Source organism: Lysobacter yangpyeongensis (genome assembly GCF_042655745.1).
In the GTDB taxonomy this organism is placed as follows: domain Bacteria; phylum Pseudomonadota; class Gammaproteobacteria; order Xanthomonadales; family Xanthomonadaceae; genus Agrilutibacter; species Agrilutibacter yangpyeongensis.
The window spans coordinates 200529-221461 of record NZ_JBHSNM010000003.1; the positions used below are offsets into that span (position 1 = coordinate 200529).

The window sequence follows — 20933 nt, forward strand, 5'->3', positions numbered from 1 at the left end:
TTGCCTGGAGCCCGGACCATGGCGTCCCCACCGAATTCCGCCCGCTGGCTGCCAATCGGTCTCGCCATCGGCGTCGCCCTGGGTATGGCGATGCACAGGCTCTCGATAGGTATCGGCATCGGATTGCTGGTCGCCATCGCATTGACAGTGCGCGAAAGGCGCAGGAAGGACTGAGCATGTTCGACCTGACCCCAAGCCTGGATTGCAACGGCCGCGCGCTGCTCCTCGATCGCGTGCGGGTGATGGGCATCGTCAACGTGACGCCGGATTCCTTCTCCGACGGCGGCGAACATGCGAGCGTCGATGCTGCGGTCGCCCACGGACTGCGGCTGGCGGAAGAGGGTGCCGACGTTCTCGATATCGGCGGCGAATCGACCCGTCCGGGCGCCGGCGAGGTCGGCGTCGAGGAGGAGCTGCGCCGCGTGATCCCGGTGATCGAGCGACTGGCGAAGGAAACCACGCTGCCGATCAGCGTCGATACGTCCAAGCCCGAAGTGATGCGGGCCGCCGTCGCCGCGGGCGCGGGCATGATCAACGATGTCTACGCGTTGCGTCGCATGGGCGCGCTCGAAGCGGCCGCTGCGGCGCGCGTGCCGGTCGTGCTGATGCACATGCAGGGCGAGCCGCGCTCGATGCAGTCCGCGCCGCATTACGACGACGTCGTCGCCGAAGTGCACCGGTTCCTGGCCGAGCGCATCTTCGCCGCGGAAATGGCCGGCATCGCGAAGAAGCAGCTGCTGGTCGATCCCGGCTTCGGTTTCGGCAAGAACCGCGAGCACAACCTGGTGCTGCTCGCGCAACTGGAACGCCTTGCCGAACTCGGCGTGCCGGTCCTTGCCGGGCTGTCGCGCAAGAAGACCATCGGCGAACTCACCGGCCGCGACGCGCCGCACGAGCGCGTCTTCGGTTCCGTCGCCGCGCATGTGATCGCCGCGCAGCGCGGCGCGAAGCTTGTCCGCGTGCACGACGTCGCCGCGACCGTGGATGCGCTGAAGGTGTGGAGCGCCGTGGCTGCGCAGCCGTCCCCACGCGCGAAGCCTGCCGCCCCGGCCATACGTTGGCCCGACGACGACTGAACCGGGAGTTGTGCACAACTGCTGTGGGCAAGCCGGACGGACATCCTGTGGACAACTCGCTGCCGCCCAGCAACCACGGGCGTGTCAAGCGCGATGGCGAAATTTTCGCCAATTATTTTTGCTGCGACGTCTGGTCATTTTTTCGCCAATCCTATTGACAGCCTTGTCCTGCAAGGCGCGCAGACGGTTGTCCACAGGATGTCCGGGAAAGCTGTCCACAAGCGCTGTGAACAACTCGATCGCTCCGCGGCTCAGGTCCAATCCGCGTCGCTCGTCATGGGAGTCCACAGCTGCGTCCAGCGCGCCAGCTTGGCGCCGGGTTCCAGCTTCTGCGGCGAAGCGACGACCTCCGCGCCGAGCCGGTCGCGCAGGTCGAAGCTGTTGCCATTGACCGCGCCGCGCGGCGCGCCGTCCTCGCCGGTGCAGGTTACCGCCACCAGCACGCCGCAGGTTCCGCAGAACAGGAAATCGGCCTGCACCGATCCCTGCCGATAGCGACGCACGGACCCGTTGGCGGCGATGCGCAGGCGGCCGAGCGGATCGGAGACCCACGCGGCTCGATGGCGCGTGCAGAAGTCGCAGTCGCAGGCGCGCGGTGCGAAGGCGTCGAGCGCCTGTGAGGTTTCCAGTGTCCAGCGCGTCGCGCCGCAATGGCAGCCGCCTTCGTGACGAAATGCCTTCATCGTTGCGCGCTCAGTCGCCGCCGTCCGCGCCGCCATCGCATCCGCCGCCATCGCCAGCGGAATCGCCGCTGCAGTCGTTCACGGCACTACCATCCGCCGGCCAGCTGCCGTCGATGAAGGCAGTCCCGTTTGCTGCGTCCGTGCCGCGCGTGGCCCGCCGGTCGCGTGTGCCGCGCCTTGCGCGCAGGACCTGCCAGACAACCACGGCGATGGCGATGGTTCCGGCGATGGCAGTCAGGTTCGGCATCGGCGCGCTCTGCAGCGGAGATGCGCCAAGGCTAATCGCCCCGCCGGGCCCGCGCGACTGCGGGTGGGCGCGGTAAGCTTGCGCGCTCCCGCGGTGCCGGCGTCGTCGCGTCGCCGCTTTGCCACGCCTTCCTCTCGCGGCCGGGGCCAATTCGAAACGAACGCATGAAGCAGGCCCCGCGCCCCTCCGCCATCGCCCTGATGGGCCCGACCGCCTCGGGCAAGACGGCGCTCGCGCTGGAATGGGCGCAACGCCTGGGCGGCGAGATCGTCAGTGTCGATTCGGCGCTGGTGTATCGCGGGCTCGACATCGGCGCCGCCAAACCCACGCGTGCCGAGCAGGCCGCGGTGGTCCACCACATGCTCGACCTGCGCGATCCGTGGCAGGCCTACTCGGCCGCGGAGTTCGCCCACGATGCGCGTCAGGTGCTCGCCGGGATCACCGCGCGCGGCCGGATTCCCATCCTGGCCGGCGGCACCGGGCTGTACTTCCACGCGCTGCTGCACGGATTGTCGGACATGCCCGAGGCCGATCCCGACGTCCGCGCGCAGATCGAAGCCGAAGCCGCGACGCAGGGCTGGGCCGCCTTGCACGCGGACCTGCAGCGGATCGATCCCGAGGCAGCGGCGCGCATCCACGCCACCGATGCGCAGCGCATCCAGCGCGCGCTCGAAGTCTTCCGCGTGTCGGGCCGCACGATCAGCGACTGGCGTCGCGCGGCGGCCGGCACGCCACGCCTGCCGTTACGCGTCCTCAAGCTGATACTCGCGCCTCGCGACCGCGCGGTGCTGCACCAGCGCATCGAGCAACGCTTCGACGCGATGCTCGCCGCCGGTTTCCTCGATGAAGTGCGTCGTCTGCGCGCGCTGCCCGAACTCCGGACGCATCCGCGCCCCCTGGACCTGCCTGCCCTGCGCGCGGTGGGCTACCGGCAGGCCTGGGAGCATCTCGGGGGCGAAACCGATGCGGCCGGGTTCCGCGACCGCGGCATCTTCGCCACCCGGCAACTCGCCAAGCGCCAGCTCACCTGGCTACGCGGCGAGCTGGACGCGCGCTGGTTCGACCCACAGCAGGAGAGGGCCGCGCTGGAAGAGGCGCTGCGCTGGTTCCTGCCGCGCTGATTGCCGTACCGGCAAAGGCGCGGGCCTGTTCACGCAAACGCGGCCCGTGTCGCGCTCGCTTCCTGCCCGGGTGGGTTACCATCGGGCGGTCGTCGGCGCGGGGACTAGCGCCCACGATGCGATGCGGTCCGTGCCCGTCACGCACCGTCGCCATCCATAACTAGAAAGAACGTGGGGAAAACGATGTCGAAGGGGCAATCCTTGCAGGACCCGTTCCTGAATGCTTTGCGGCGCGAGCGCGTGCCGGTTTCGGTCTACCTGGTCAATGGCATCAAGCTGCAGGGCACGATCGAATCGTTCGACCAGTTCGTCGTCCTGCTGCGCAACACGGTCAGCCAGATGGTCTACAAGCACGCGATCTCGACCGTGGTGCCGGCGCGCAACGTGCGCGTGGGACCGGGCGGCGGTCATGTGCAGTCCGGGGAAGGCGGCGAGGAAAGCGACGACGGCGAATAAGCCGATCGCGGCCCGGGCCGGCGTTCCGGCTTGAAGCGGGGCCGGCGCATCCCCATTCCTCCTTCCCCGTCCGTGGGGAAGGAGCACACCGGTCGAATGTTTGAACGTTCCCGCAAGGGCGAGCACGCGCTGCTGATCCAGCCTCATGCCGGCGGTCCGCCGGACGAAGGGCTGATGGAGGAATTCGCGGACCTGGCGCGCTCGGCCGGCGCCACCGTCGCCGCGTTGCTGACCGCGCGCATCGATCGCCCGAATCCCGCCACCCTCGTGGGCAGCGGCAAGCTCGAGGAGATGAAGGCCGCGGCCGATGCCAGCGGCGCGGACCTGATCCTCGTCAACTACGCGTTGTCGCCGGGACAGGAGCGCAACCTCGAAAAGGCCATGCAGCGGCGCGTCGTCGACCGCACCGGCCTGATCCTCGACATCTTCTCGCAGCGTGCGCAGAGCGCCGAAGGCAAGCTGCAGGTCGAGCTCGCGCAGCTCAAGCACATGGCCACGCGCCTGGTGCGCGGCTGGACCCACCTGGAGCGCCAGCGCGGCGGTTCCATCGGCCTGCGCGGACCCGGCGAAACCCAGCTGGAAACCGACCGCCGCCTGCTGCAGAAGCGCGTCGAGCAATTGCAGAAGCGCCTCGACAAGGTCGAAGTGCAGCGCACGCAGATGCGCCGCGCGCGCATGCGCAGCGAACTGCCGCGCATCGCGCTGGTGGGTTACACCAACGCCGGCAAGTCGACCCTGTTCAATGCGCTGACCGGTGCCGCGGCCTATGCGGCGGACCAGTTGTTCGCCACGCTGGATCCCACCGTGCGGCGCATCGCCCTGCCGGGCGGCGGCGCGGTGCTGGCCGATACCGTCGGATTCGTACGCGACCTGCCGCATGAGCTCGTCGCCGCGTTCCGTTCGACCTTGTCGGAAGCGCGCGACGCGGACCTGCTGCTGCACGTCGTCGACGCATCCGATCCGTTGCGCGACGAGCGCATCGCCCAGGTCGACGAAGTGCTGGCCGAAATCGGCGCCGGCGACCTGCCGCAACTGCTCGTCTTCAACAAGATCGACCGGCTCGAACGCGAGGACGGCGCGGCGCCGGAACCGCGCCACGACCATCCCGGCGAAGGCCGCCAGCGCGTATGGGTATCGGCCCAGCTCGGCTTGGGCCTGGACCTGCTGCGCAGGGCGCTTGCCGAAGTGCTCGAACTGCGCCATGTCGTCGGTGAACTGCGCCTGCCGTCGCGGGCCGCACGCCTGCATGCGCGATTGCATGCGATCGGCGCGATCCGCGAGGAAACGCACGACGAGCAGGGCTGGCGTCTGCAGGTCGACCTCGCCATCGCCGATGCGCTGCGCCTGTACGCACAGGCGCATGGCGACGCGTTGCGGCCCCTTCTCGAGGCCGCCGGAGCCCTGGAGGAGCCGCGGGACTGGTAGTTCCGGACTCCGCCTTGTTTGAGGCCTATCAGGCCCTCACCTAGAATCGGCGCGCGTCTCACCAGCGCGACTGTCCCCCCTTGGAGCAGGCATGGCCTGGAACACCCCTGGTAGCGGCAACAACCCTTCCGGCCCGGACGGCCGCCGCCCCCATCGCCCGCGCAAGACCGGCGGCGTGCTCGACACCCTGATCGATACCGGTCGCGGGCTCTTTGGCGGAGGCGGCAGCACGGCCTGGCGCTGGGTCGCCATCGTGCTTGGCCTCTGGCTGGTGTTCAGCACCTTCGTCCTGGTCACCGAACAGGAGCGGGGCGTGGTCCTGCGCTTCGGTCGCTTCGCCCGCATCCTGGATCCCGGCCCGCACTTCAAGGCGCCGTGGCCGATCGAGACCGTCGAGAAGGTCAACGCGACCCAGAGCAACGCGTACAGCGAAAACGTGCCGGTCTTCACCCGCGACGGCAATCTGGTGAACGTCGAAATCAACGTCCAGTACCGCATCGGCGATCCCTATCTGTACAAGTTCGGCACGCGGAATGCGGACGACACGCTGGAGGAAGCCGCGCAGAGCGCCGTGCGCGAACAGGTCGGTCGCTCCGACCTCGATACCGTGCTCAATGCGCGCGGCGAACTGACCGTCGCGGTGCGCGACCACCTGCAGCGCGCCCTGCAGGCCTATCGCACTGGCCTGGTGCTGACCGAGTTGAACCTGCCCAATGCGCGTCCGCCCGATGACGTGAAGGATGCGTTCGACGAAGTCCAGCGCGCCCGCGCCGAGAAGAACACCGCGATCAACGAGGCCCAGGCCTACGCCAAGCGGATCGTGCCGGAGGCACGCGGCGAAGCGGCGAGCGCCCGCACCGCCGCCGCGGGCTACAAGACCGCGACCGTCGCCCGCGCGCAGGGCGATGCGACCCGCTTCTCGCTGCTGGTCGATCAGTACAAGGCCGCGCCGGACGTGACCCGCAAGCGCCTGTGGCTGGAGACCGTGCAGGATGTGCTCAGCGAGAACCGCAAGATCGTCGGCGGCGATTCGCGCCAGCTCATCTACGTGCCGATGGACGACAAGCGCGCCGCCCAGGCGACCGCCGGTGCGCCGCTGCTGACGCCGCAGGCGCTGTCGCCGGCCGTCACGTCCGATACGAACGAATCGCCGGTCCGTCCGGCGCGTGGTTCGCGCACGACCCGCGAGGAGGAGCGTCGATGAGGATTTCCGTCTGGACCGCACTGGCCGTGACGGCGCTGCTGGCGCTGCTCGGCTCGGTGTTCGTGGTGCGCGAAGGCCACAGCGCGATCGTCTTCCGCCTGGGCACCATCGTCCGCACCGACGTCACGCCGGGCCTGCACTTCAAGGTGCCGCTGATCGAGAACGCGCGCATCTTCGATCGCCGCCTGCTGGTGCTGCCCGCCGAGTCGGAGCGTTACCTGACCGAGGACAAGCAGGACGTCAGCGTCGACTTCTTCGCGCTGGGGCGGATCGACAACCTGCGCGCGTTCTTCCGCGCCACCGGCGGCAACGAGGAAGTCGCGGTGCTGCGCCTGGCGCCGATCATCCGCGACTCGCTGCGCAACGAGATCAACGCGCGCACGCTGCAGGAAGTGGTGTCCGGCGACCGCACGCAGGTCATCGGCCGGCAGCTCAAGGCGATCAACGAAGGCGCACAAACGCTTGGCGTGAAGATCGTCGACATCCGCATCAAGCGCATCGACCTGCCTCAGGACAGCAACGTGGTGAATTCGGTCTACGACCAGATGCGCTCGCAGCGCAAGCAGGTCGCCAGCCAGCTGCGCGCGGAGGGCGTCGAGCAGGCGCAGGTGATCCGTGCGCAGGCCGAGCGCGACCGCGCGGTGATCCTGGCCGAGGCCGAGCGCGACGCGCAGAAGCTGCGCGGCGAGGGCGATGCCGAAGCCACGCGCCTGTACGCGCAGGCGGCCAACAAGGACCCGGGCTTCTACGCCTTCCAGCGCAGCCTGGAGGCGTATCGCGCGTCCTTCCAGGACGGGCAGAGCGTGATCGTGCTCGACCGCAACGATCCCTTCCTGCAGTACATGAAGTCGGACCGCTGATCGCCGCCATGACGGTCGAGCTGCTGTCCGCGCTGTGCCTGGTGGCCGTGCTGGAGGGGCTGTTCCTCTTCGTCACGCCACGCGGCTGGCGGCAGGCGGTCGAGCAGCTGCACCAGCTGTCCGACCGCGGGCTGCGCCTGCTGGGCGGCCTCTTCATCGCCATCGGCCTGATTTCGCTGTTCCTGGTCAGGCGGTTCTGAGCGAAGGGGCGGAAAGGGTAGCCCCGCCCCCCCAAAACCCGGATAATGCGCAAAAGCCGGACGGGGCCTGCCCCTCCGGCTTTTTCCGTGTCGCGCCGCGGCGCCGCGAGGTAGCCGGCGTGCAATCCAATCCAACGCGCCGCAGCGCGCCGATGAACCCGCTTGCGGGAAATCTTTTCGGGAGTTCAGACCAATGGGTCAGTCAGTCGTGGTGTTGGGCGCCCAGTGGGGCGACGAAGGCAAGGGCAAGATCGTCGACCTGCTGACGCAGGACATCGGCGCGGTCGTGCGCTTCCAGGGCGGCCACAACGCCGGCCACACCCTCGTCATCGGCGGCAAGAAGACCGTGCTGCACCTGATTCCCTCCGGCATCCTGCGCGACGACGCGCTGTGCCTGATCGGCAACGGCGTGGTGCTGCACCCGGGCGCGCTGCAGAAGGAAATCGGCGAGCTCGAAGCCAACGGCGTCGACGTGCGTTCGCGCCTGAAGATCAGCCCGGCCACGCCGCTGATCATGCCGTACCACATCGCGCTGGATCAGGCTCGCGAAAAGGCCGCCGGCAAGGGCGCCATCGGCACCACCGGTCGCGGCATCGGTCCGGCGTACGAAGACAAGGTCGCCCGCCGCGGCATCCGCGTCGCCGACCTGCGCTATCCGGCCGAACTGGCAGAAAAGCTGCGCGCGACGATGGACTACCACAACTTCGTGCTGACCAAGTACCTGGGCGTGGAAGCCGTCGACTTCCAGAAGACGCTCGACGACGCGCTCGCGTTCGGCGAATACGTCGAACCGATGAAGTCCGATGTCGCCGGCATCCTCCACGACCTGCGCAAGCAGGGCAAGCGCGTGCTGTTCGAAGGCGCGCAGGGCTCGCTGCTCGACATCGACCACGGCACGTATCCGTACGTCACTTCGTCCAACACGACGGTCGGCGGCGCCTACGCCGGCACCGGCGTCGGTGCCGACGCGATCGACTACGTGCTCGGCATCGCCAAGGCCTACGCCACGCGCGTCGGCGGCGGCCCGTTCCCGACCGAACTCAACGACGACATTGGCCAGGGCATCCGCGACCGCGGCCAGGAATACGGCGCCACCACCGGCCGTCCGCGTCGCTGCGGCTGGATGGACATCGTCGCGCTCAAGCGCGCCGTAGCCATCAACGGCATCACCGGCCTGTGCATCACCAAGCTCGACATCCTCGACGGCATGAAGACCCTCAAGGTCTGCATCGCGTACGAGTACCACGGCAAGCGCAGCGAATACGCGCCGCTCGACGCGGCGGGCTGGGAAGAGTGCACGCCGGTGTACCTCGAATTCCCGGGCTGGGAAGAATCCACCGCCGGCATCACCGACTGGGACAAGCTGCCGCCGGCCGCACGCGCCTACCTGCGCGCGCTGGAAGAACTCTCCGGCTGCCCGCTGGCGATCGTGTCGACCGGTCCGGATCGCGACGCGAACATCGTGCTGCGGGATCCGTGGGCGTAATCGCCGATCGACTCCGAGAAAGAGAAAAGCCCCGCATTGCGGGGCTTTTTTTCGTCGGATGCCGCTTCATGGCAGCACTTCGATCGGATCGCGTGCGCGCGCCTCAGCGCCGCGCCGCAATCGAGCGCTCGATGAACTCCAGCACCTCGGCGATGCTGACGCCGAAGGAACCCGCATTGCCGGCGTCGAACTCGCGTTTCCACTGCGCGTAGCCGGTGAGGTAGCCCGGGTCGGGTACCTGCGTGCCGACGTAGACGGCATCACTGCGCTCGAAGGTCTGGCGGATTACGGGAATGTGGGGCAGCGCCTCGATCGGCGTGTCCGGCGCCGCCGGGTTGGCGATGCGCACGCCGCTGATGGAGACGTGGTAGATGTCGCCGGTGCCGAGCGGATGCGCGTCGATCCGGTTGATGAGCACCAGCGGTGCCTCCGCCGCGGTGCGCCCGGCGCAGCGCCAGGTCTGGCCGACGGCGAATTCGGGGCGTGCTGCGACCATCTCGGTGTCCTGTTGCGGGAAATGGCCATCATGCCGCGCGGGAGCCGGCACCGCCGTGCCGATTTGGGCCGCTTGTTCGGGCCGCTTGCGCCGGCTCGCCCGGGTGGGGAATTTGCGGCCCATAATCCGGGCCTTGCGCCGAGAGCCGCAGGCTCGTTTTGCTGCGCCACGTACTCCCATCTGCCACCAAGGAGAGGAATGTCCATGAAATCCCGCGCCGCCGTCGCCTTCGCTCCCGGCCAACCGTTGCAGATCGTGGAAATCGACGTCGCCCCGCCGCGCGCCGGCGAAGTGCTCGTGCGGATCACCCACACGGGGGTGTGCCACACCGATGCGTTCACGCTCAGCGGCGACGATCCGGAAGGGCTGTTTCCGGTCGTGCTCGGCCATGAAGGCGCGGGCGTCGTGATCGAAGTGGGCGAGGGCGTGACCAGCGTGCAGCCCGGCGACCACGTGATCCCGCTGTACACCGCCGAATGCGGGGAGTGCCTGTTCTGCAAGTCGGGCAAGACCAACCTGTGCGTGTCCGTGCGCGCCACGCAGGGCAAGGGCGTGATGCCCGACGGCACGTCGCGCTTCTCGTACAACGGCCAGCCCGTGCACCACTACATGGGCTGCTCGACCTTCAGCGAATACACCGTCGTCGCCGAGGTGTCGCTGGCGAAAATCCATCCGCAGGCGAACCACGAACAGGTCTGCCTGCTCGGTTGCGGCGTCACCACCGGCATCGGCGCCGTGCACAACACGGCGAAGGTGCAGCCAGGCGATACGGTCGCCGTGTTCGGACTCGGCGGCATCGGCCTGGCGGTGATCCAGGGCGCACGCCAGGCGAAGGCGGGGCGGATCATCGCCGTCGACACCAATCCGGACAAGTTCGCCAAGGCGAAGGAAATGGGCGCCACCGACTTCGTCAATCCGCGCGATCACGACAAGCCGGTGCAGCAGGTCATCGTCGAGATGACCGGCTGGGGCGTGGACCACAGCTTCGAATGCATCGGCAACGTCAACGTCATGCGCGCGGCGCTCGAATGCGCGCATCGCGGCTGGGGCCAGTCGATCATCATCGGCGTGGCGGGCGCGGGCCAGGAGATTTCCACGCGGCCGTTCCAGCTGGTGACGGGCCGCACCTGGAAAGGCACCGCGTTCGGTGGCGTGAAAGGGCGCAGCCAGCTGCCCGGCATGGTGGAACAGGCGATGCGCGGCGAAATCGAGCTCGCGCCCTTCGTCACGCACACGCTGCCGCTGGAACGCATCAACGACGCCTTCGACCTGATGCACGAAGGCAAGTCGATCCGCAGCGTGATCCATTACTGATCCGTCGGGCACGGCCATGGAAAAGATCGAATCGCACGCCTGCTTCGGCGGCAGTCAGGAAGTCTGGACGCACGCCTCGCACACACTGGCCTGCGACATGCGCTTCGGCGTCTACCTGCCGCCGCAGGCCGCGACGGCGCGTTGTCCGGTGCTGTACTGGCTCAGTGGTCTCACCTGCACCGAGCAGAACTTCATCACCAAGGCAGGCGTGCAGCGCTACGCCGCCGAGCATGGCGTGATCGTGGTCGCCCCCGACACCAGCCCGCGCGGTGCGGAGGTTCCCGATGCGGAGGGTTACGACCTCGGGCAGGGCGCGGGCTTCTACCTCAACGCCACGCAGGCGCCGTGGTCGACGCACTACCGCATGCACGACTACGTCGTCGACGAGTTGCCGGCGCTGGTGGAGGCGCGCTTCAACGCCAGCACCGCGCGTGGCATCAGCGGGCATTCGATGGGCGGCCATGGCGCGCTCGTGCTGTACCTGCGCAATCCGGGGCGCTATCGCAGCGTGTCGGCGTTTGCGCCGATCGTCGCACCCACGCAGGTGCCGTGGGGCAAGAAGGCCTTTGCTGCGTATCTGGGCGAAGACCGCGACGCAGGGCGGGACTGGGACGCGTGCGCACTGCTGGCTTCGCTCGCGCCGGACGCGCAGCGGCTGCCGCTGCTGGTCGACCAGGGCGAAGCCGACGAGTTCCTCGCCACGCAGTTGCGCCCGGAGCTTCTGGAACAGGCGTGCCGTGCATCCGGCCATCCCCTGGTCCTGCGTCGCCACGCCGGCTACGACCACAGCTACTACTTCATCGCAAGCCTGATCGGCGAACACGTCGCCCACCACGCGGCCGCATTGCACGCCTGATCGCGAGCTCGTGAGTATGCTGCGGCAGCGCTCGCGCTCAACGCAGCGCGCCGCTTGAATTCAGCGCGCCTGCGGCCGCGGCTTGCAGTCCTTCGTCAGGGCGACGTCGTCCGGGGTCACGCAGGCGCCGAATTCCGGCAGGCCCACGATCTCGCGCGAGGCACCGGTAGCCATGGCGAAGCGTTCCATCGGCTGCGTGGCGCAATCGCGCGGGGTGGCGCACTCATCGCGGAACAGCGTGTAGTGGCATTCGCCGCTGGCGCTGGCGATGCACTCGAAGCGGGCGACGTCCGCGGTGACGCGGATGCGGCTGTGGACCGCTTCGACGCCGTCGATCACGGACCGGGTGACGATCGTGGTGCCGCCGCCGTTGCAGCCGAACATGGCGAGCAGGAAATAGATCGCGGCGATCAGGTTGCGCATGATGGCTTCTCGCAGCTTTCGCGGCAGCGCCGCGTGGACGAAGTGGTGTCGACGCCGGGGCGCCGGGCTTACATGTGCTTGAACAGACTCATGAACGGCTGGCTCACCGTCAGCGTTTCCGGCCGGTTCTTCAGTCGCACCGTGCCCTTGCCGCTGTCGTCGCGGACGATCGAAGCGATGGCCTTGAGATTGACGATGGTCGAGCGATGGATCTGCTTGAACGTGTCGTTGTCGAGCACGGCGAGCAGTTCGCGGATCGGCGTGCGCAACAGCGATTCGCCTTCGGCCGTCATCACCGTCGTGTACTTGTTGTCGGCACGGAAGTAGGCGACGTCGTCGACCAGGATCAGCTTCGTTTCGCGGCCCGCGCTCGCCGTCAGCCAGGTCAGCGGCGGACGCGCCGGATTCTTCGGCAGGGCGGCACCAAGCCGCTGCAGCACTTCGGCCAGCGCGGCGGCGTCGGTCGCGCCGGACGCCATCCGCAGCTTCAGGCGCTGCACCGTCGCGGCGAGGCGTTCGTGCGCGATCGGCTTGAGCAGGTAGTCGATCGCGCCGCGGTCGAACGCATCGATCGCGTACTGGTCGTACGCGGTCACGAACACGATCTGCGTGCCCGGGCTCGCCTGCGCCGCGGCGGCCGCGACTTCCAGGCCGGTCAGGCCCGGCATGCGGATGTCGAGGAAGGCGACGTCGGGCTGGTGTTCGTCGATCGCTTCCAGCGCGCTGGCGCCATCCTCGCATTCGGCGACGACCTGGATGCCCGGCCAGGCGCGATGGAGCTGTTCCAGCAGGGCGCTGCGCAGCAGGGCTTCGTCTTCGGCGACGACGACGGTGGGCGACTCAGACATCGCTGCGTTCCTCCATCGTGCCGGCGGCGACGGGCGGCGTTGCCGGCGGCACGGCAGGTGCCGGGATGTTGATGGTCGCGGCGACGCCCGACGGGAAATTGGCCACCACCGCCAGCGAAGCCTGGCCGCGGTACACGAGCTGCAGGCGTTCGCGGATGTTCTTCAGGCCGATGCCGGTGCCGCTGGTCTGCGCATTGAAGCCTTCGCCGTCGTCGGCCACGGTGATCGACACCACGCCATCGGCGCAGCGCGCGCGGATCCAGACCGTGCCGCCGGCGGTACGCGGTTCCAGCCCGTGCTTGATCGCGTTCTCGACCAGGGTCTGCAGCATCATCGGTGGCAGGCGGACGCCGCGCAGGTCGGTCGGCACGTCGACCTGCACATTCAGGCGCTGGCCCATGCGGATCCTGAGGATTTCCAGGTAGGCGAGGGCGCGCTCGAGTTCGTCGTCCAGCGTCGCCAGCTCATCGCGGGTGCGCGGCAGCGAATGGCGCAGGTACTGGATCAGGTGCCCGAGCATCTCGTCGGCGCGCGCCGGGTCGGTTCGGGTGAGGTACTGCGCGCTGGCCAGCGTGTTGTAGAGGAAGTGCGGTTCGACCTGCGCGTGCAGCAGATTGAGGCGGGCTACGGTGAGTTCCTTCTCGGTCGCGGTCTGCGCGGCGGCGGCCTGCTCGTTGCGACGGCGCTCGGCGACACGGCGCGCGATGGCGCGGGTGATCGCGTTGGCGTTGTCGAGGTTGCTGCCGTCGTCGACGCGGAACCAGTCGCTCCACGCGCCGGCTTCCGGCTCGCAGATCAGGGTGACGCTGCCGGTGCCGTTGGTCGGCGTCACCGTGGCGGTGATCTGGTTGCGCGTGTTGCCGAACCAGTACATCGGGTGCCACTTGCCCATCGGCTGGTCGGTGAAGTTGACGGGGCGCTGCACCCTGGCGCGGACCTGCAGGCTGTCGCGTGCGCTTTCGATGTCTTCGGTGCGCGGCAGTTCGCGGATCGCGGCTTCGAGCAGGTCGAAGGCCTCGCCCGCCTCGAAGGGGATCTCGACCTGGCGGCGCTGGCGGTTGCCGAGCGATTCGGTTTCCGAACCGGCGATCATCCGCACGCGCCGCAGGTGCGAGAACGCCGCGGTGACGACCAGGCCGAGGGTGATGAAGGTGAACAACACGATCGGCAGGTCGAGGCGACCGAGCAGGGGGATTTCCGACCAGAACGCGGCAACGATCAGCAGCGCCACGAACCAGGCGATTGCGATGCGGGCGACGAAGAAGAGGTTGCGGATCACGTGATCACCCGGTCGTATTCGGTGTTGCGGCGAAGGATAGCGGCCGCCGGAAGCATGGGAAGGCGGTGCGCGACGGAACGCGGATCCGCGCGATGAAGCGGCGCGGAAGCGCGACGGATCGGCGGGCGATGGGGCGATTGCGGGCGATCGTTCCTCCCCTGTCCAAGGGCGGGAACGCGTCGAAGCGGCGTTGGCCGGCATGGGACAGGCGGCGTGCTGCTTCACTTCGCGAACCGGCAGGGATGAACCCGCCTCCGTGTCTCGCGGACGCTTTGCCGATGACGGCCTCACGGCCCATGACTTCTGGCGGTCGGTCGTCTCGTCCTGAGCCCTCAGCATCGGCGTTTCCGCTCACATCGGCCTTGCGCGCCCCGTCCTATGGTCGCGCCGGGCCCCTGCCAAAGGCACTCGCATGCGTCGCAGTCTGGTCACCGCCATCGCGCTGGCTCTCGCCGGCACCGCCCCCGTCCTGGCCGCGGAGGCGGGTATCACCGCGCCGATCGCGGCCCCCGAAGTGAAGGACGCGACCACCCAGTTGCCGCGCAGCGTGCGTCCGGCGCATTACGACATCGCGGTCACGCCGGACGCGCAGTCGCTGACCTTCAGGGGTCATGTCGCGATCACGCTCGACGTGCTCGAGCCGACCACGTCGATCGTGCTCAACGCGGTCGACATGACCTTCAGCAACGCGTCGCTCGCCGGCCCGCAGGGCAAGACCAGGGCGCCGAAGGTTTCCGTCGATGCCGATGCGCAGACGGCCACGTTCGCCTTCGACGCGCCGCTCGCGCCGGGTCGCTACACGCTGGCCACCGACTACACGGGCCGGATCGGCACCCAGGCCAACGGCCTGTTCGCGATCGACTACGACACCAGGGCCGGCAGGAAGCGCGCCCTGTACACGCAGTTCGAGAATTCCGATGCACGCAAGTTCGTGCCCTCGTGGGACGAGCCGAACCACAAGGCCACCTTCACGCTGACCGCCACGGTGCCGGCGGACCAGCTCGCGGTGAGCAACATGCCGGCGGTGGAAACGAAGGATCTTGGCAACGGCACGAAGCAGGTGACGTTCGCGCAGTCGCCGAAGATGTCGACGTACCTGTTGTTCTTCAGTCTCGGCGACTTCGATCGCGCGACTGCGCGGCTGGGCGATACCGAAGTCGGTGTCGTCACCCAGTCCGGGCTCGTCGACCAGGCGAAGTTCGCGCTCGATTCGTCGGTGGGCGTCCTGCGCGAATACAACGACTACTTCGGCGTGAAGTTCCCGCTGCCCAAGCTCGACAACGTCGCCTCGCCGGGCAGCAGCCAGTTCTTCGGCGCGATGGAGAACTGGGGCGCGATCTTCACCTTCGAACACACGCTGCTGCTCGATCCCACCATCTCGACGCAGGCCGACAAGCAGCGCGTGTATTCGGTCGCGGCGCACGAGATCGCGCACCAGTGGTTCGGCGATCTGGTGACGATGAGCTGGTGGGACGACCTGTGGCTCAACGAAGGCTTCGCCACCTGGATGGCCGGGCGCACGACCGCGAAGCTGCATCCGGAATGGAACACCCGCCTGGGCACCGTGCATGGCCGCGAGAGCGCAATGTCGCGCGATGCGGTGGCCTCCACGCACCCGGTGGTGCAGCACGTGGAAACGGTCGAGCAGGCCAGCCAGGCCTTCGATTCGATCACCTACCAGAAGGGCAGTGCGGTGATCCGCATGCTCGAAGGCTTCGTCGGCGAGGACGCGTGGCGCACCGGCGTGCGCAACTACATCAAGGCGCACGCGTACGGCAACACGGTCTCCGACGACCTCTGGCGCGAAGTGCAGGCGGCGGCGGGCAAGCCGATCCTCGATATCGCGCACGATTTCACCCTGCAGCCGGGAGTGCCGCTGATCCGCGTCGAATCGGCGACCTGCGACGGCCAGCGCACCACGCTGAAGCTGACCCAGGGCGAGTTCACCAAGGATCGCCCCGACAAGCAGTCGCTGCGCTGGCGCGTGCCGGTGATCGCGCAGGCCGGCGGCGAAGCCGTGCGCAGCGTGGTCGAAGGCGGTGCGGCAACGCTGGACCTGCCCGGTTGCGGACCGGTGATCGTCAATGCCGGACAGAGCGGCTACTACCGCACGCTGTATGCGCAGCCGCAGTTCGCGGCGCTCCGCGACGGCTTCGCCAAGCTCGACCCGATCGACCAGCTCGGCCTGATGGGCGACGCCTGGGCACTGGGCATGGCGGGACTGCGGCCGGCGACGGATTACCTGGAACTCGCCACCGCGACGCCGGTCGATGCCGATCCGCAGATCTGGGGCGATATCGCCGACACCTTCACCGGCATCGACGACTACTACCGCGGCGATGCCGCGCGACAGGCGAAGTTCCGCGCGTACGCGCTCCGCACGCTGGCGCCGGTGTTCGCGCGCGTGGGCTGGGACGTCAGGGCGGGCGAAGCCGATCCGGTCAAGATCCTGCGCACGCAGCTGATCGATGCGCTGGGGACGCTGGGCGATGGGGATGTCATCGCCGAGGCGCGCCGCCGTTTCGCCGCGAGCGCCACCGATCCCAACGCCATGCCTGCCGCGCTGCGCAAGACCATCCTCCGCGTCGTCGCCACCCACGCCGACGCGACGACGTGGGACGCGCTGCACGCGGCCGCGCGATCGGAGACCACGCCGCTGGTGAAGGACCAGTACTACGTGCTGCTGTCCTCGGCGGAGGATCCCGCGCTCGCCCGGCGCGCGCTGGAACTGTCGCTCACCGCCGAGCCGGGAGAGACCAATAGCGCGCGCATGATCTCGGCCGTGGCCTACCGGCATCCGGAACTCGCATTCGATTTCGCCACCGGTCATCGCGAAGCGGTGAACACCAAGGTCGACACCACCTCGCTCAGCCGTTACTACCCCGGCCTGGCGGGCAACTCGATGGAGGTGGCGACGATCGAAAAGCTGCGCGCGTTCGCCGACAAGTACATCGCCGCCAGCTCGCGGCGTGCGACCGACACTGCGATCGCCAACATCCAGTACCGGATGAAGGTCCGCGACGAACGCCTGCCGGCGATCGACGCATGGCTGCAGCAGCATCGTTCCTCGCTGCCGGCGCGCTGACGGACGCGTTCGCGCCGTGACGAAAGGGCCCGCACTGCGGGCCTTTTCTTTTCCTTTCGATGGAGCGTCGTGTCTGCTTCAGCGCAGCAGCAGCGCGGCCACCCCTGCGGCCGCGACCAGCGCGGCAAGCAGCAGCCACGGCCAACGTGCGCGCGTGGACTTCGCCGTGCGTATGCCCTCGCTCCCGGCACGCGAATGCACCGCGCGCTCGACGCGGAAGCGGAGCTGGTCGAACGCGATTTCGTCGCCGACGCGCGCCACGCCTACGGTGACGCGCTGGCCATTGAGGAAGCTGCCGTTGGTGGAGCGCAGGTCCTCCACTTCCACGCCGTAGTCGAGCGGGCGCAGTCGCGCATGCATGCGCGAGATGCCGTGGTCGGCCAGGCAGATGTCGCATTCGGGCGCGCGGCCCAGCGTCGTCGGTGCGAGCAGGTGGTAGCTGCGCCCGAACACGCGGCCCACCACGCCGCGCAATACGTACTCGGGATCCTGTTTCGGGTCGCTCATGGCGCTCACGGCTGGGACGTCGGCGCGGAAACTAGCATGCCTGTCGCGCTTCCGGCCGCCCCGCCGCCGCCTTCCGTGGCGGCGGCGCCGATGTCAGGACTTCTCGTCGTCGATCCGGACCAGGATGCCGGTGGCGTCCTGCTCACCCACCACCGGCAGGAATTGCAGCTCGGCGCGGATACCGCCGCGGACCCAGGTCGCGCCCGTGGCATACAGGCGCATGCGTTCGAACCCGAGCGCGGGCAGGGTGGTTTCGTAGAAGCGGCGGGCGGCGTCGGCCGGGCCCGGGTAGAGCAGGCGCTGATGGTGACGCCCGGCCGGCAGGGCCCTTGCCTGCGGCGGCATCGGCAGGTCCATGGCAGCGAGCGCTTCGCCGGAGGCCGGCAGCACGCGCAGCGACAGCCCGATGTTGGCGCCCTGGGCCTGGCACGGGCCGCAGGCCGCGGCCAGGATCAATCCGGCGAGGATTCCCGGTAGTGGTGACATAGCAGCACCATCCGGGTCAGGCTCGCGCGGGATCGTTGGCAGGCACGACCAGCTGCAGTCGGCTCGCCAGGCGATCGCGCTGGTCGAAGATGTGCACGACTACCTGCGCCGCGCGCTCCCGGGCCCAGTTCGTCACCTCTGCCCGCGCCGCCGCGACGGCGTGCAGCAGGATGGGGAACCGGGTGTCGTCCAGGGCGCTGGCAATGCCGGCGTCGCTGCCTTCGGTCAGGAATTCGATCCGGTAGCACATTGCTTCCTCCTTGAGTTCCACCAACGTTGGGCGCAGCGTGGTCAAGACGGCGTATGCGGATTTGGAACGAAGGTCACACTCGAAAGGGTGTTTTGCGAACCACTGCACAAAGCGGGACCGGGGTCACCGTGCGCAGCGAGCGAATCGACCGCGCAGGGCCGGAACTGACGGAACGGGTCAGCAAAAAGTGCCGCTGGTGCGCACCGGTTGCTTGATTCGGAACTGCATGAACCCGCGATTTGCGCGAAATTCCTCCTGCTGCAGGGCGGTGCAGCGCCCGGGACGCGTCAGTCCGGCGTGCGGTTCTGCCGCAGCCAGTACGCGCCGACGGTCGCCAGCAATTCGACGTAGTCGGTGGGATCGATCGGCTTGTTGAGGTAACTGTTGGCGCCGCGCTCGTAGCCCATGCGGATGTCGGCGGACGAATCCGAGGTGCTGAACAGCACGACGGGCACGTGCTTCGTCAGCGGATGCAGGCGGACGCGCTCGAGCACCTGCAGGCCGTTGAGGCCGGGCATGTTGATGTCGAGCACGATGAGGCGGGGATTGCCCGGTTCGCGATCCGCGTACTCGCCTTCATGGAAGAGGTAGTCGAGCGCCGCGCGTCCGTCGTGCGCCCATTCGATGCGCTCGGCGATGTGGCGCTTGAACAGCACCTTCATCGCCATGTGCGCGTCGGCGCGCGAGTCCTCGACGATCAGCAGGTCGGCTGCGGCTGCGGGCAAGCATCACCTCCGATGTGAAGGTGCCGGCAGGGGTCCCGCAGCGGCGGGACCCGTCCGGCAACGATGTCAGGGCGTCCCTGTCCAGGCCCTGTGCAACGACTGCGGGTTGACGCTAGCAGGTCCGGTGGCCGGCGACGGACCGCCCGGCGGGGACCTGGTTCGCTTGTCGACCCCGTCCCGCAGGAAAACGGCGCTTCCGTACGGCAGCGGCCAACCACGCAGGCCACCCGACGGACGCGACCCGGGCCTGTACCCACCGTTACAGTGGCTTTCGTCCCCGAACAGGATCAGAGGCGATGACGCCCGTACCCTTTGCCCCCGCCGCCGTGTTGTTCGACATGGACGGCCTGCTGATCGAGAGCGAGCGGGCGCTGCTGCAATGCTGGCAGGAAGCCGCTCGCGCCCTGCAGCTGACGCAGGTGGACGATGCGCTGTGGCTGTCGTTCGTCGGTCTTTCCGAACACGCCTGCAACGAACTGCTGCACCAGCGGCTGGAAGCCGCGCAGGTGCAGGCGCTGCTGTCGGAAGCGCAACTGCGCTACGACGCGCACGTGGACGCGGGGCTGCCGCTCAAGCCCGGCGTGTCCGAACTGCTGGCGCTGCTCGAACGCCACGACCTGCCGCGCGCGGTGGTGACCTCCACGCAGCGCGAGCGCGCGCTGCAGAAGCTCACGCGCTGCAGCCTGCTGCCGCGCTTCCACGCGGTCGTCACCGGCAGCGACGTGGCGCGTCCCAAACCCGCACCCGACCTGTACCTGCTCGCGGCGCAAACGCTGGGCGTGGCACCGCCTGCCTGCGTGGTGCTGGAGGATTCCGTGCCCGGCGTGCGCGCTGCGCTCGCGGCCGGCATGACGCCGATCCAGGTGCCCGATCTGGTGATTCCCGACGCCGCGGCGCGTGCACTGGGGCATCGCATCGTCGATTCGCTGGTGCAGGCGCGCACGCTGATCGCCGCCGCGCTGTGACGCGTACGGCAGCCTTCACCAGCTACGCGGCGCGCCGATCCGCGCGGCGTTCGCGCAACGACATGCGCATCCGCCGCAGCGGCGCCTTGAACGGCAGGACCAGGCGGCGATAGAAGAACGACACTACGCGCCGCGACGCGGGCACGCGGCGCGCGAGACCTTCCTCGATGGTGTACAGGCAGGGCGCGCAGATACCGCACGGCTTGCCGCGCACCGGCGTGTGGCAGAACCAGGTCATCTCCATGATCTCGCTCCAGCCCGCGGCATCCGCGGCGCGATCGATCCCGACCTTGTCGATGCCGAACAGCGGGAAGCCGAAGTCGCCGAACAGGCGATGCTCGGACGAACCGGCCCAGCGCGGATCGACGCGGACGCTGCGGTAGCCCGCGGGATGCGCGTATTCCGCGGCGACGGGGCGCACCAGCGCCTGCACCTTGTCGTCGATGTGCACGCCCAGCTCGATGCCGTGGATGCCGTTGCGCCGGCAGTACATCGGCAGCCACGCGTACTGGTCGCCGATGTAGCTGCGCCGGCGGATGTCGCGCAGCGCATCGGCGATGTCGGGGTCGATGGCGAGCGTGTCCACGTGAGCGATACGCAGCGGCCGCAGCAGCTCGCGCACGTGCGGAAAGCGCGCGCAAAGGTGCGCGGCGATACGCGCCATGGCCTGCAGTTCGACCGGCGTCGAGGGACGGGTCGGGTCCTGCAGGTAATGCGGCACGACCGGCACGCGCTGCAGCAACAGCAACTGCAACAGGCGGAAGGTCGAGTCCCAGCCGCCGGTCCACAGCAGGTCGACGTGCGTATCGCTGGCGCTGGCTGGCGTTGCGGGCATCGATCGCGAAACTCGATAGAAGTGGGAACGTCACGTTGGTCGCGAACATGAATGCGGGGCTGCACCAAGTGCATCGCGATGCGGCCGCGCAACACGCCAAAACGCG

The 20933-nt window shown here is 68.6% G+C and carries 24 protein-coding genes; 13 read left to right on the top strand and 11 right to left on the bottom strand.

Translation table 11 applies throughout. The features are described from left to right. Window positions 1–18: 18 nt before the first annotated feature. A complete protein-coding gene (locus tag ACFPN1_RS11255) occupies window positions 19–174 on the top strand; it encodes a glycine zipper domain-containing protein (protein ID WP_386755077.1) in 156 nt (51 codons plus the stop codon). A gap of 2 nt (window positions 175–176) precedes the next feature. Continuing rightward, window positions 177–1076, top strand: coding sequence for a dihydropteroate synthase (folP, locus tag ACFPN1_RS11260; RefSeq protein ID WP_386755078.1), 900 nt, complete (start codon window positions 177–179; stop codon window positions 1074–1076). A gap of 251 nt (window positions 1077–1327) precedes the next feature. Here folP and ACFPN1_RS11265 read toward each other — a convergent pair whose 3' ends face one another. Next, window positions 1328–1759, bottom strand: coding sequence for a GFA family protein (locus ACFPN1_RS11265; RefSeq protein WP_386755079.1), 432 nt, complete (start codon window positions 1757–1759; stop codon window positions 1328–1330). Between the two features lie 10 nt (window positions 1760–1769). Further along, entirely contained in the window at window positions 1770–2006 is a 237-nt protein-coding gene (locus ACFPN1_RS11270; protein WP_386755080.1) for a hypothetical protein, read from the bottom strand. A gap of 164 nt (window positions 2007–2170) precedes the next feature. Here ACFPN1_RS11270 and miaA point away from each other — a divergent pair, with 164 nt between their 5' ends. The 7 genes from miaA to ACFPN1_RS11305 all read left to right on the top strand — a co-directional run bounded on the left by miaA (window position 2171) and on the right by ACFPN1_RS11305 (window position 8758). Next, complete coding sequence (gene miaA, locus ACFPN1_RS11275) at window positions 2171–3127, top strand: tRNA (adenosine(37)-N6)-dimethylallyltransferase MiaA (protein ID WP_386755082.1); 957 nt, start codon at window positions 2171–2173, stop codon at window positions 3125–3127. A gap of 183 nt (window positions 3128–3310) precedes the next feature. Beyond that, on the top strand, window positions 3311–3583 hold the full coding sequence (hfq, locus tag ACFPN1_RS11280; protein WP_386755083.1) for an RNA chaperone Hfq: 273 nt from the start codon (window positions 3311–3313) through the stop codon (window positions 3581–3583). Window positions 3584–3679: 96 nt separating this feature from the next. After that, the gene (gene hflX / locus ACFPN1_RS11285; protein WP_386755085.1) at window positions 3680–5008 is read left to right on the top strand and encodes a ribosome rescue GTPase HflX; all 1329 of its coding nucleotides are present in this window, start codon (window positions 3680–3682) and stop codon (window positions 5006–5008) included. Between the two features lie 91 nt (window positions 5009–5099). Beyond that, entirely contained in the window at window positions 5100–6212 is a 1113-nt protein-coding gene (hflK, locus tag ACFPN1_RS11290) for an FtsH protease activity modulator HflK (protein WP_386755086.1), read from the top strand. Then, a complete protein-coding gene (gene hflC / locus ACFPN1_RS11295; RefSeq protein WP_386755087.1) occupies window positions 6209–7072 on the top strand; it encodes a protease modulator HflC in 864 nt (287 codons plus the stop codon). Before hflK ends, hflC begins: the two co-directional genes overlap by 4 nt. A gap of 8 nt (window positions 7073–7080) precedes the next feature. Continuing rightward, window positions 7081–7272, top strand: a complete 192-nt coding sequence (locus ACFPN1_RS11300; protein ID WP_386755088.1) for a DUF2065 domain-containing protein — start codon at window positions 7081–7083, stop codon at window positions 7270–7272. Between the two features lie 193 nt (window positions 7273–7465). Then, the gene (locus ACFPN1_RS11305; protein ID WP_386755089.1) at window positions 7466–8758 is read left to right on the top strand and encodes an adenylosuccinate synthase; all 1293 of its coding nucleotides are present in this window, start codon (window positions 7466–7468) and stop codon (window positions 8756–8758) included. Window positions 8759–8861: 103 nt separating this feature from the next. Here the strand turns inward: ACFPN1_RS11305 and ACFPN1_RS11310 are convergent, their stop codons facing one another. Next, entirely contained in the window at window positions 8862–9254 is a 393-nt protein-coding gene (locus tag ACFPN1_RS11310) for a hypothetical protein (protein ID WP_386755090.1), read from the bottom strand. A gap of 204 nt (window positions 9255–9458) precedes the next feature. Here ACFPN1_RS11310 and ACFPN1_RS11315 point away from each other — a divergent pair, with 204 nt between their 5' ends. After that, window positions 9459–10568 (top strand): S-(hydroxymethyl)glutathione dehydrogenase/class III alcohol dehydrogenase, encoded by a 1110-nt coding sequence (locus tag ACFPN1_RS11315; RefSeq protein WP_386755091.1) that lies wholly within the window; start codon window positions 9459–9461, stop codon window positions 10566–10568. A gap of 16 nt (window positions 10569–10584) precedes the next feature. Further along, window positions 10585–11424 carry an S-formylglutathione hydrolase gene (gene fghA / locus ACFPN1_RS11320; protein ID WP_386755092.1) on the top strand — a complete coding sequence of 280 codons (840 nt, stop codon included), beginning with the start codon at window positions 10585–10587 and terminating at the stop codon, window positions 11422–11424. A gap of 60 nt (window positions 11425–11484) precedes the next feature. Here the strand turns inward: fghA and ACFPN1_RS11325 are convergent, their stop codons facing one another. From ACFPN1_RS11325 to ACFPN1_RS11335, 3 genes are all read right to left on the bottom strand, one after another. Next, complete coding sequence (locus ACFPN1_RS11325; RefSeq protein WP_386755093.1) at window positions 11485–11847, bottom strand: hypothetical protein; 363 nt, start codon at window positions 11845–11847, stop codon at window positions 11485–11487. Between the two features lie 68 nt (window positions 11848–11915). Further along, window positions 11916–12695, bottom strand: a complete 780-nt coding sequence (locus ACFPN1_RS11330; protein WP_386755094.1) for a LytR/AlgR family response regulator transcription factor — start codon at window positions 12693–12695, stop codon at window positions 11916–11918. Next, window positions 12688–13974, bottom strand: a complete 1287-nt coding sequence (locus ACFPN1_RS11335) for a sensor histidine kinase (protein ID WP_386755095.1) — start codon at window positions 13972–13974, stop codon at window positions 12688–12690. The genes ACFPN1_RS11330 and ACFPN1_RS11335 overlap by 8 nt, the downstream gene beginning before the upstream one ends. Before the next feature lie 412 nt (window positions 13975–14386). On the opposite strand from ACFPN1_RS11335, the gene ACFPN1_RS11340 reads away from it, so the two are divergent. After that, a complete protein-coding gene (locus ACFPN1_RS11340) occupies window positions 14387–17059 on the top strand; it encodes a M1 family metallopeptidase (RefSeq protein WP_386755096.1) in 2673 nt (890 codons plus the stop codon). 78 nt (window positions 17060–17137) lie between these two features. Here ACFPN1_RS11340 and ACFPN1_RS11345 read toward each other — a convergent pair whose 3' ends face one another. The 4 genes from ACFPN1_RS11345 to ACFPN1_RS11360 form a co-directional block, all read right to left on the bottom strand. Continuing rightward, on the bottom strand, window positions 17138–17566 hold the full coding sequence (locus ACFPN1_RS11345) for an FHA domain-containing protein (RefSeq protein ID WP_386755098.1): 429 nt from the start codon (window positions 17564–17566) through the stop codon (window positions 17138–17140). 93 nt (window positions 17567–17659) lie between these two features. Beyond that, window positions 17660–18052, bottom strand: coding sequence for a hypothetical protein (locus tag ACFPN1_RS11350; protein ID WP_386755099.1), 393 nt, complete (start codon window positions 18050–18052; stop codon window positions 17660–17662). A 16-nt stretch (window positions 18053–18068) separates the two neighbouring features. Beyond that, on the bottom strand, window positions 18069–18347 hold the full coding sequence (locus tag ACFPN1_RS11355) for a hypothetical protein (RefSeq protein ID WP_386755100.1): 279 nt from the start codon (window positions 18345–18347) through the stop codon (window positions 18069–18071). A gap of 242 nt (window positions 18348–18589) precedes the next feature. Then, window positions 18590–19027: a response regulator gene (locus ACFPN1_RS11360; RefSeq protein ID WP_386755101.1), complete on the bottom strand. Its 438-nt coding sequence runs from the start codon at window positions 19025–19027 to the stop codon at window positions 18590–18592. Window positions 19028–19323: 296 nt separating this feature from the next. Between ACFPN1_RS11360 and ACFPN1_RS11365 the strand changes: the two genes are divergently transcribed. Further along, window positions 19324–19992, top strand: coding sequence for an HAD family hydrolase (locus tag ACFPN1_RS11365; RefSeq protein ID WP_386755102.1), 669 nt, complete (start codon window positions 19324–19326; stop codon window positions 19990–19992). Window positions 19993–20014: 22 nt separating this feature from the next. Here ACFPN1_RS11365 and ACFPN1_RS11370 read toward each other — a convergent pair whose 3' ends face one another. Next, window positions 20015–20827: a hypothetical protein gene (locus ACFPN1_RS11370; RefSeq protein WP_386755103.1), complete on the bottom strand. Its 813-nt coding sequence runs from the start codon at window positions 20825–20827 to the stop codon at window positions 20015–20017. Window positions 20828–20933: the final 106 nt, after the last annotated feature.

Coding starts and splice junctions, on each gene's coding strand:
- ACFPN1_RS11255 (WP_386755077.1), top strand. CDS start 19: ATGGCGTCCCCACCGAATTCCGCCCGCTGGCTGCCAATCGGTCTCGCC.
- folP (WP_386755078.1), top strand. CDS start 177: ATGTTCGACCTGACCCCAAGCCTGGATTGCAACGGCCGCGCGCTGCTC.
- ACFPN1_RS11265 (WP_386755079.1), bottom strand. CDS start 1,759: ATGAAGGCATTTCGTCACGAAGGCGGCTGCCATTGCGGCGCGACGCGC.
- ACFPN1_RS11270 (WP_386755080.1), bottom strand. CDS start 2,006: ATGCCGAACCTGACTGCCATCGCCGGAACCATCGCCATCGCCGTGGTT.
- miaA (WP_386755082.1), top strand. CDS start 2,171: ATGAAGCAGGCCCCGCGCCCCTCCGCCATCGCCCTGATGGGCCCGACC.
- hfq (WP_386755083.1), top strand. CDS start 3,311: ATGTCGAAGGGGCAATCCTTGCAGGACCCGTTCCTGAATGCTTTGCGG.
- hflX (WP_386755085.1), top strand. CDS start 3,680: ATGTTTGAACGTTCCCGCAAGGGCGAGCACGCGCTGCTGATCCAGCCT.
- hflK (WP_386755086.1), top strand. CDS start 5,100: ATGGCCTGGAACACCCCTGGTAGCGGCAACAACCCTTCCGGCCCGGAC.
- hflC (WP_386755087.1), top strand. CDS start 6,209: ATGAGGATTTCCGTCTGGACCGCACTGGCCGTGACGGCGCTGCTGGCG.
- ACFPN1_RS11300 (WP_386755088.1), top strand. CDS start 7,081: ATGACGGTCGAGCTGCTGTCCGCGCTGTGCCTGGTGGCCGTGCTGGAG.
- ACFPN1_RS11305 (WP_386755089.1), top strand. CDS start 7,466: ATGGGTCAGTCAGTCGTGGTGTTGGGCGCCCAGTGGGGCGACGAAGGC.
- ACFPN1_RS11310 (WP_386755090.1), bottom strand. CDS start 9,254: ATGGTCGCAGCACGCCCCGAATTCGCCGTCGGCCAGACCTGGCGCTGC.
- ACFPN1_RS11315 (WP_386755091.1), top strand. CDS start 9,459: ATGAAATCCCGCGCCGCCGTCGCCTTCGCTCCCGGCCAACCGTTGCAG.
- fghA (WP_386755092.1), top strand. CDS start 10,585: ATGGAAAAGATCGAATCGCACGCCTGCTTCGGCGGCAGTCAGGAAGTC.
- ACFPN1_RS11325 (WP_386755093.1), bottom strand. CDS start 11,847: ATGCGCAACCTGATCGCCGCGATCTATTTCCTGCTCGCCATGTTCGGC.
- ACFPN1_RS11330 (WP_386755094.1), bottom strand. CDS start 12,695: ATGTCTGAGTCGCCCACCGTCGTCGTCGCCGAAGACGAAGCCCTGCTG.
- ACFPN1_RS11340 (WP_386755096.1), top strand. CDS start 14,387: ATGCGTCGCAGTCTGGTCACCGCCATCGCGCTGGCTCTCGCCGGCACC.
- ACFPN1_RS11345 (WP_386755098.1), bottom strand. CDS start 17,566: ATGAGCGACCCGAAACAGGATCCCGAGTACGTATTGCGCGGCGTGGTG.
- ACFPN1_RS11350 (WP_386755099.1), bottom strand. CDS start 18,052: ATGTCACCACTACCGGGAATCCTCGCCGGATTGATCCTGGCCGCGGCC.
- ACFPN1_RS11365 (WP_386755102.1), top strand. CDS start 19,324: ATGACGCCCGTACCCTTTGCCCCCGCCGCCGTGTTGTTCGACATGGAC.
- ACFPN1_RS11370 (WP_386755103.1), bottom strand. CDS start 20,827: ATGCCCGCAACGCCAGCCAGCGCCAGCGATACGCACGTCGACCTGCTG.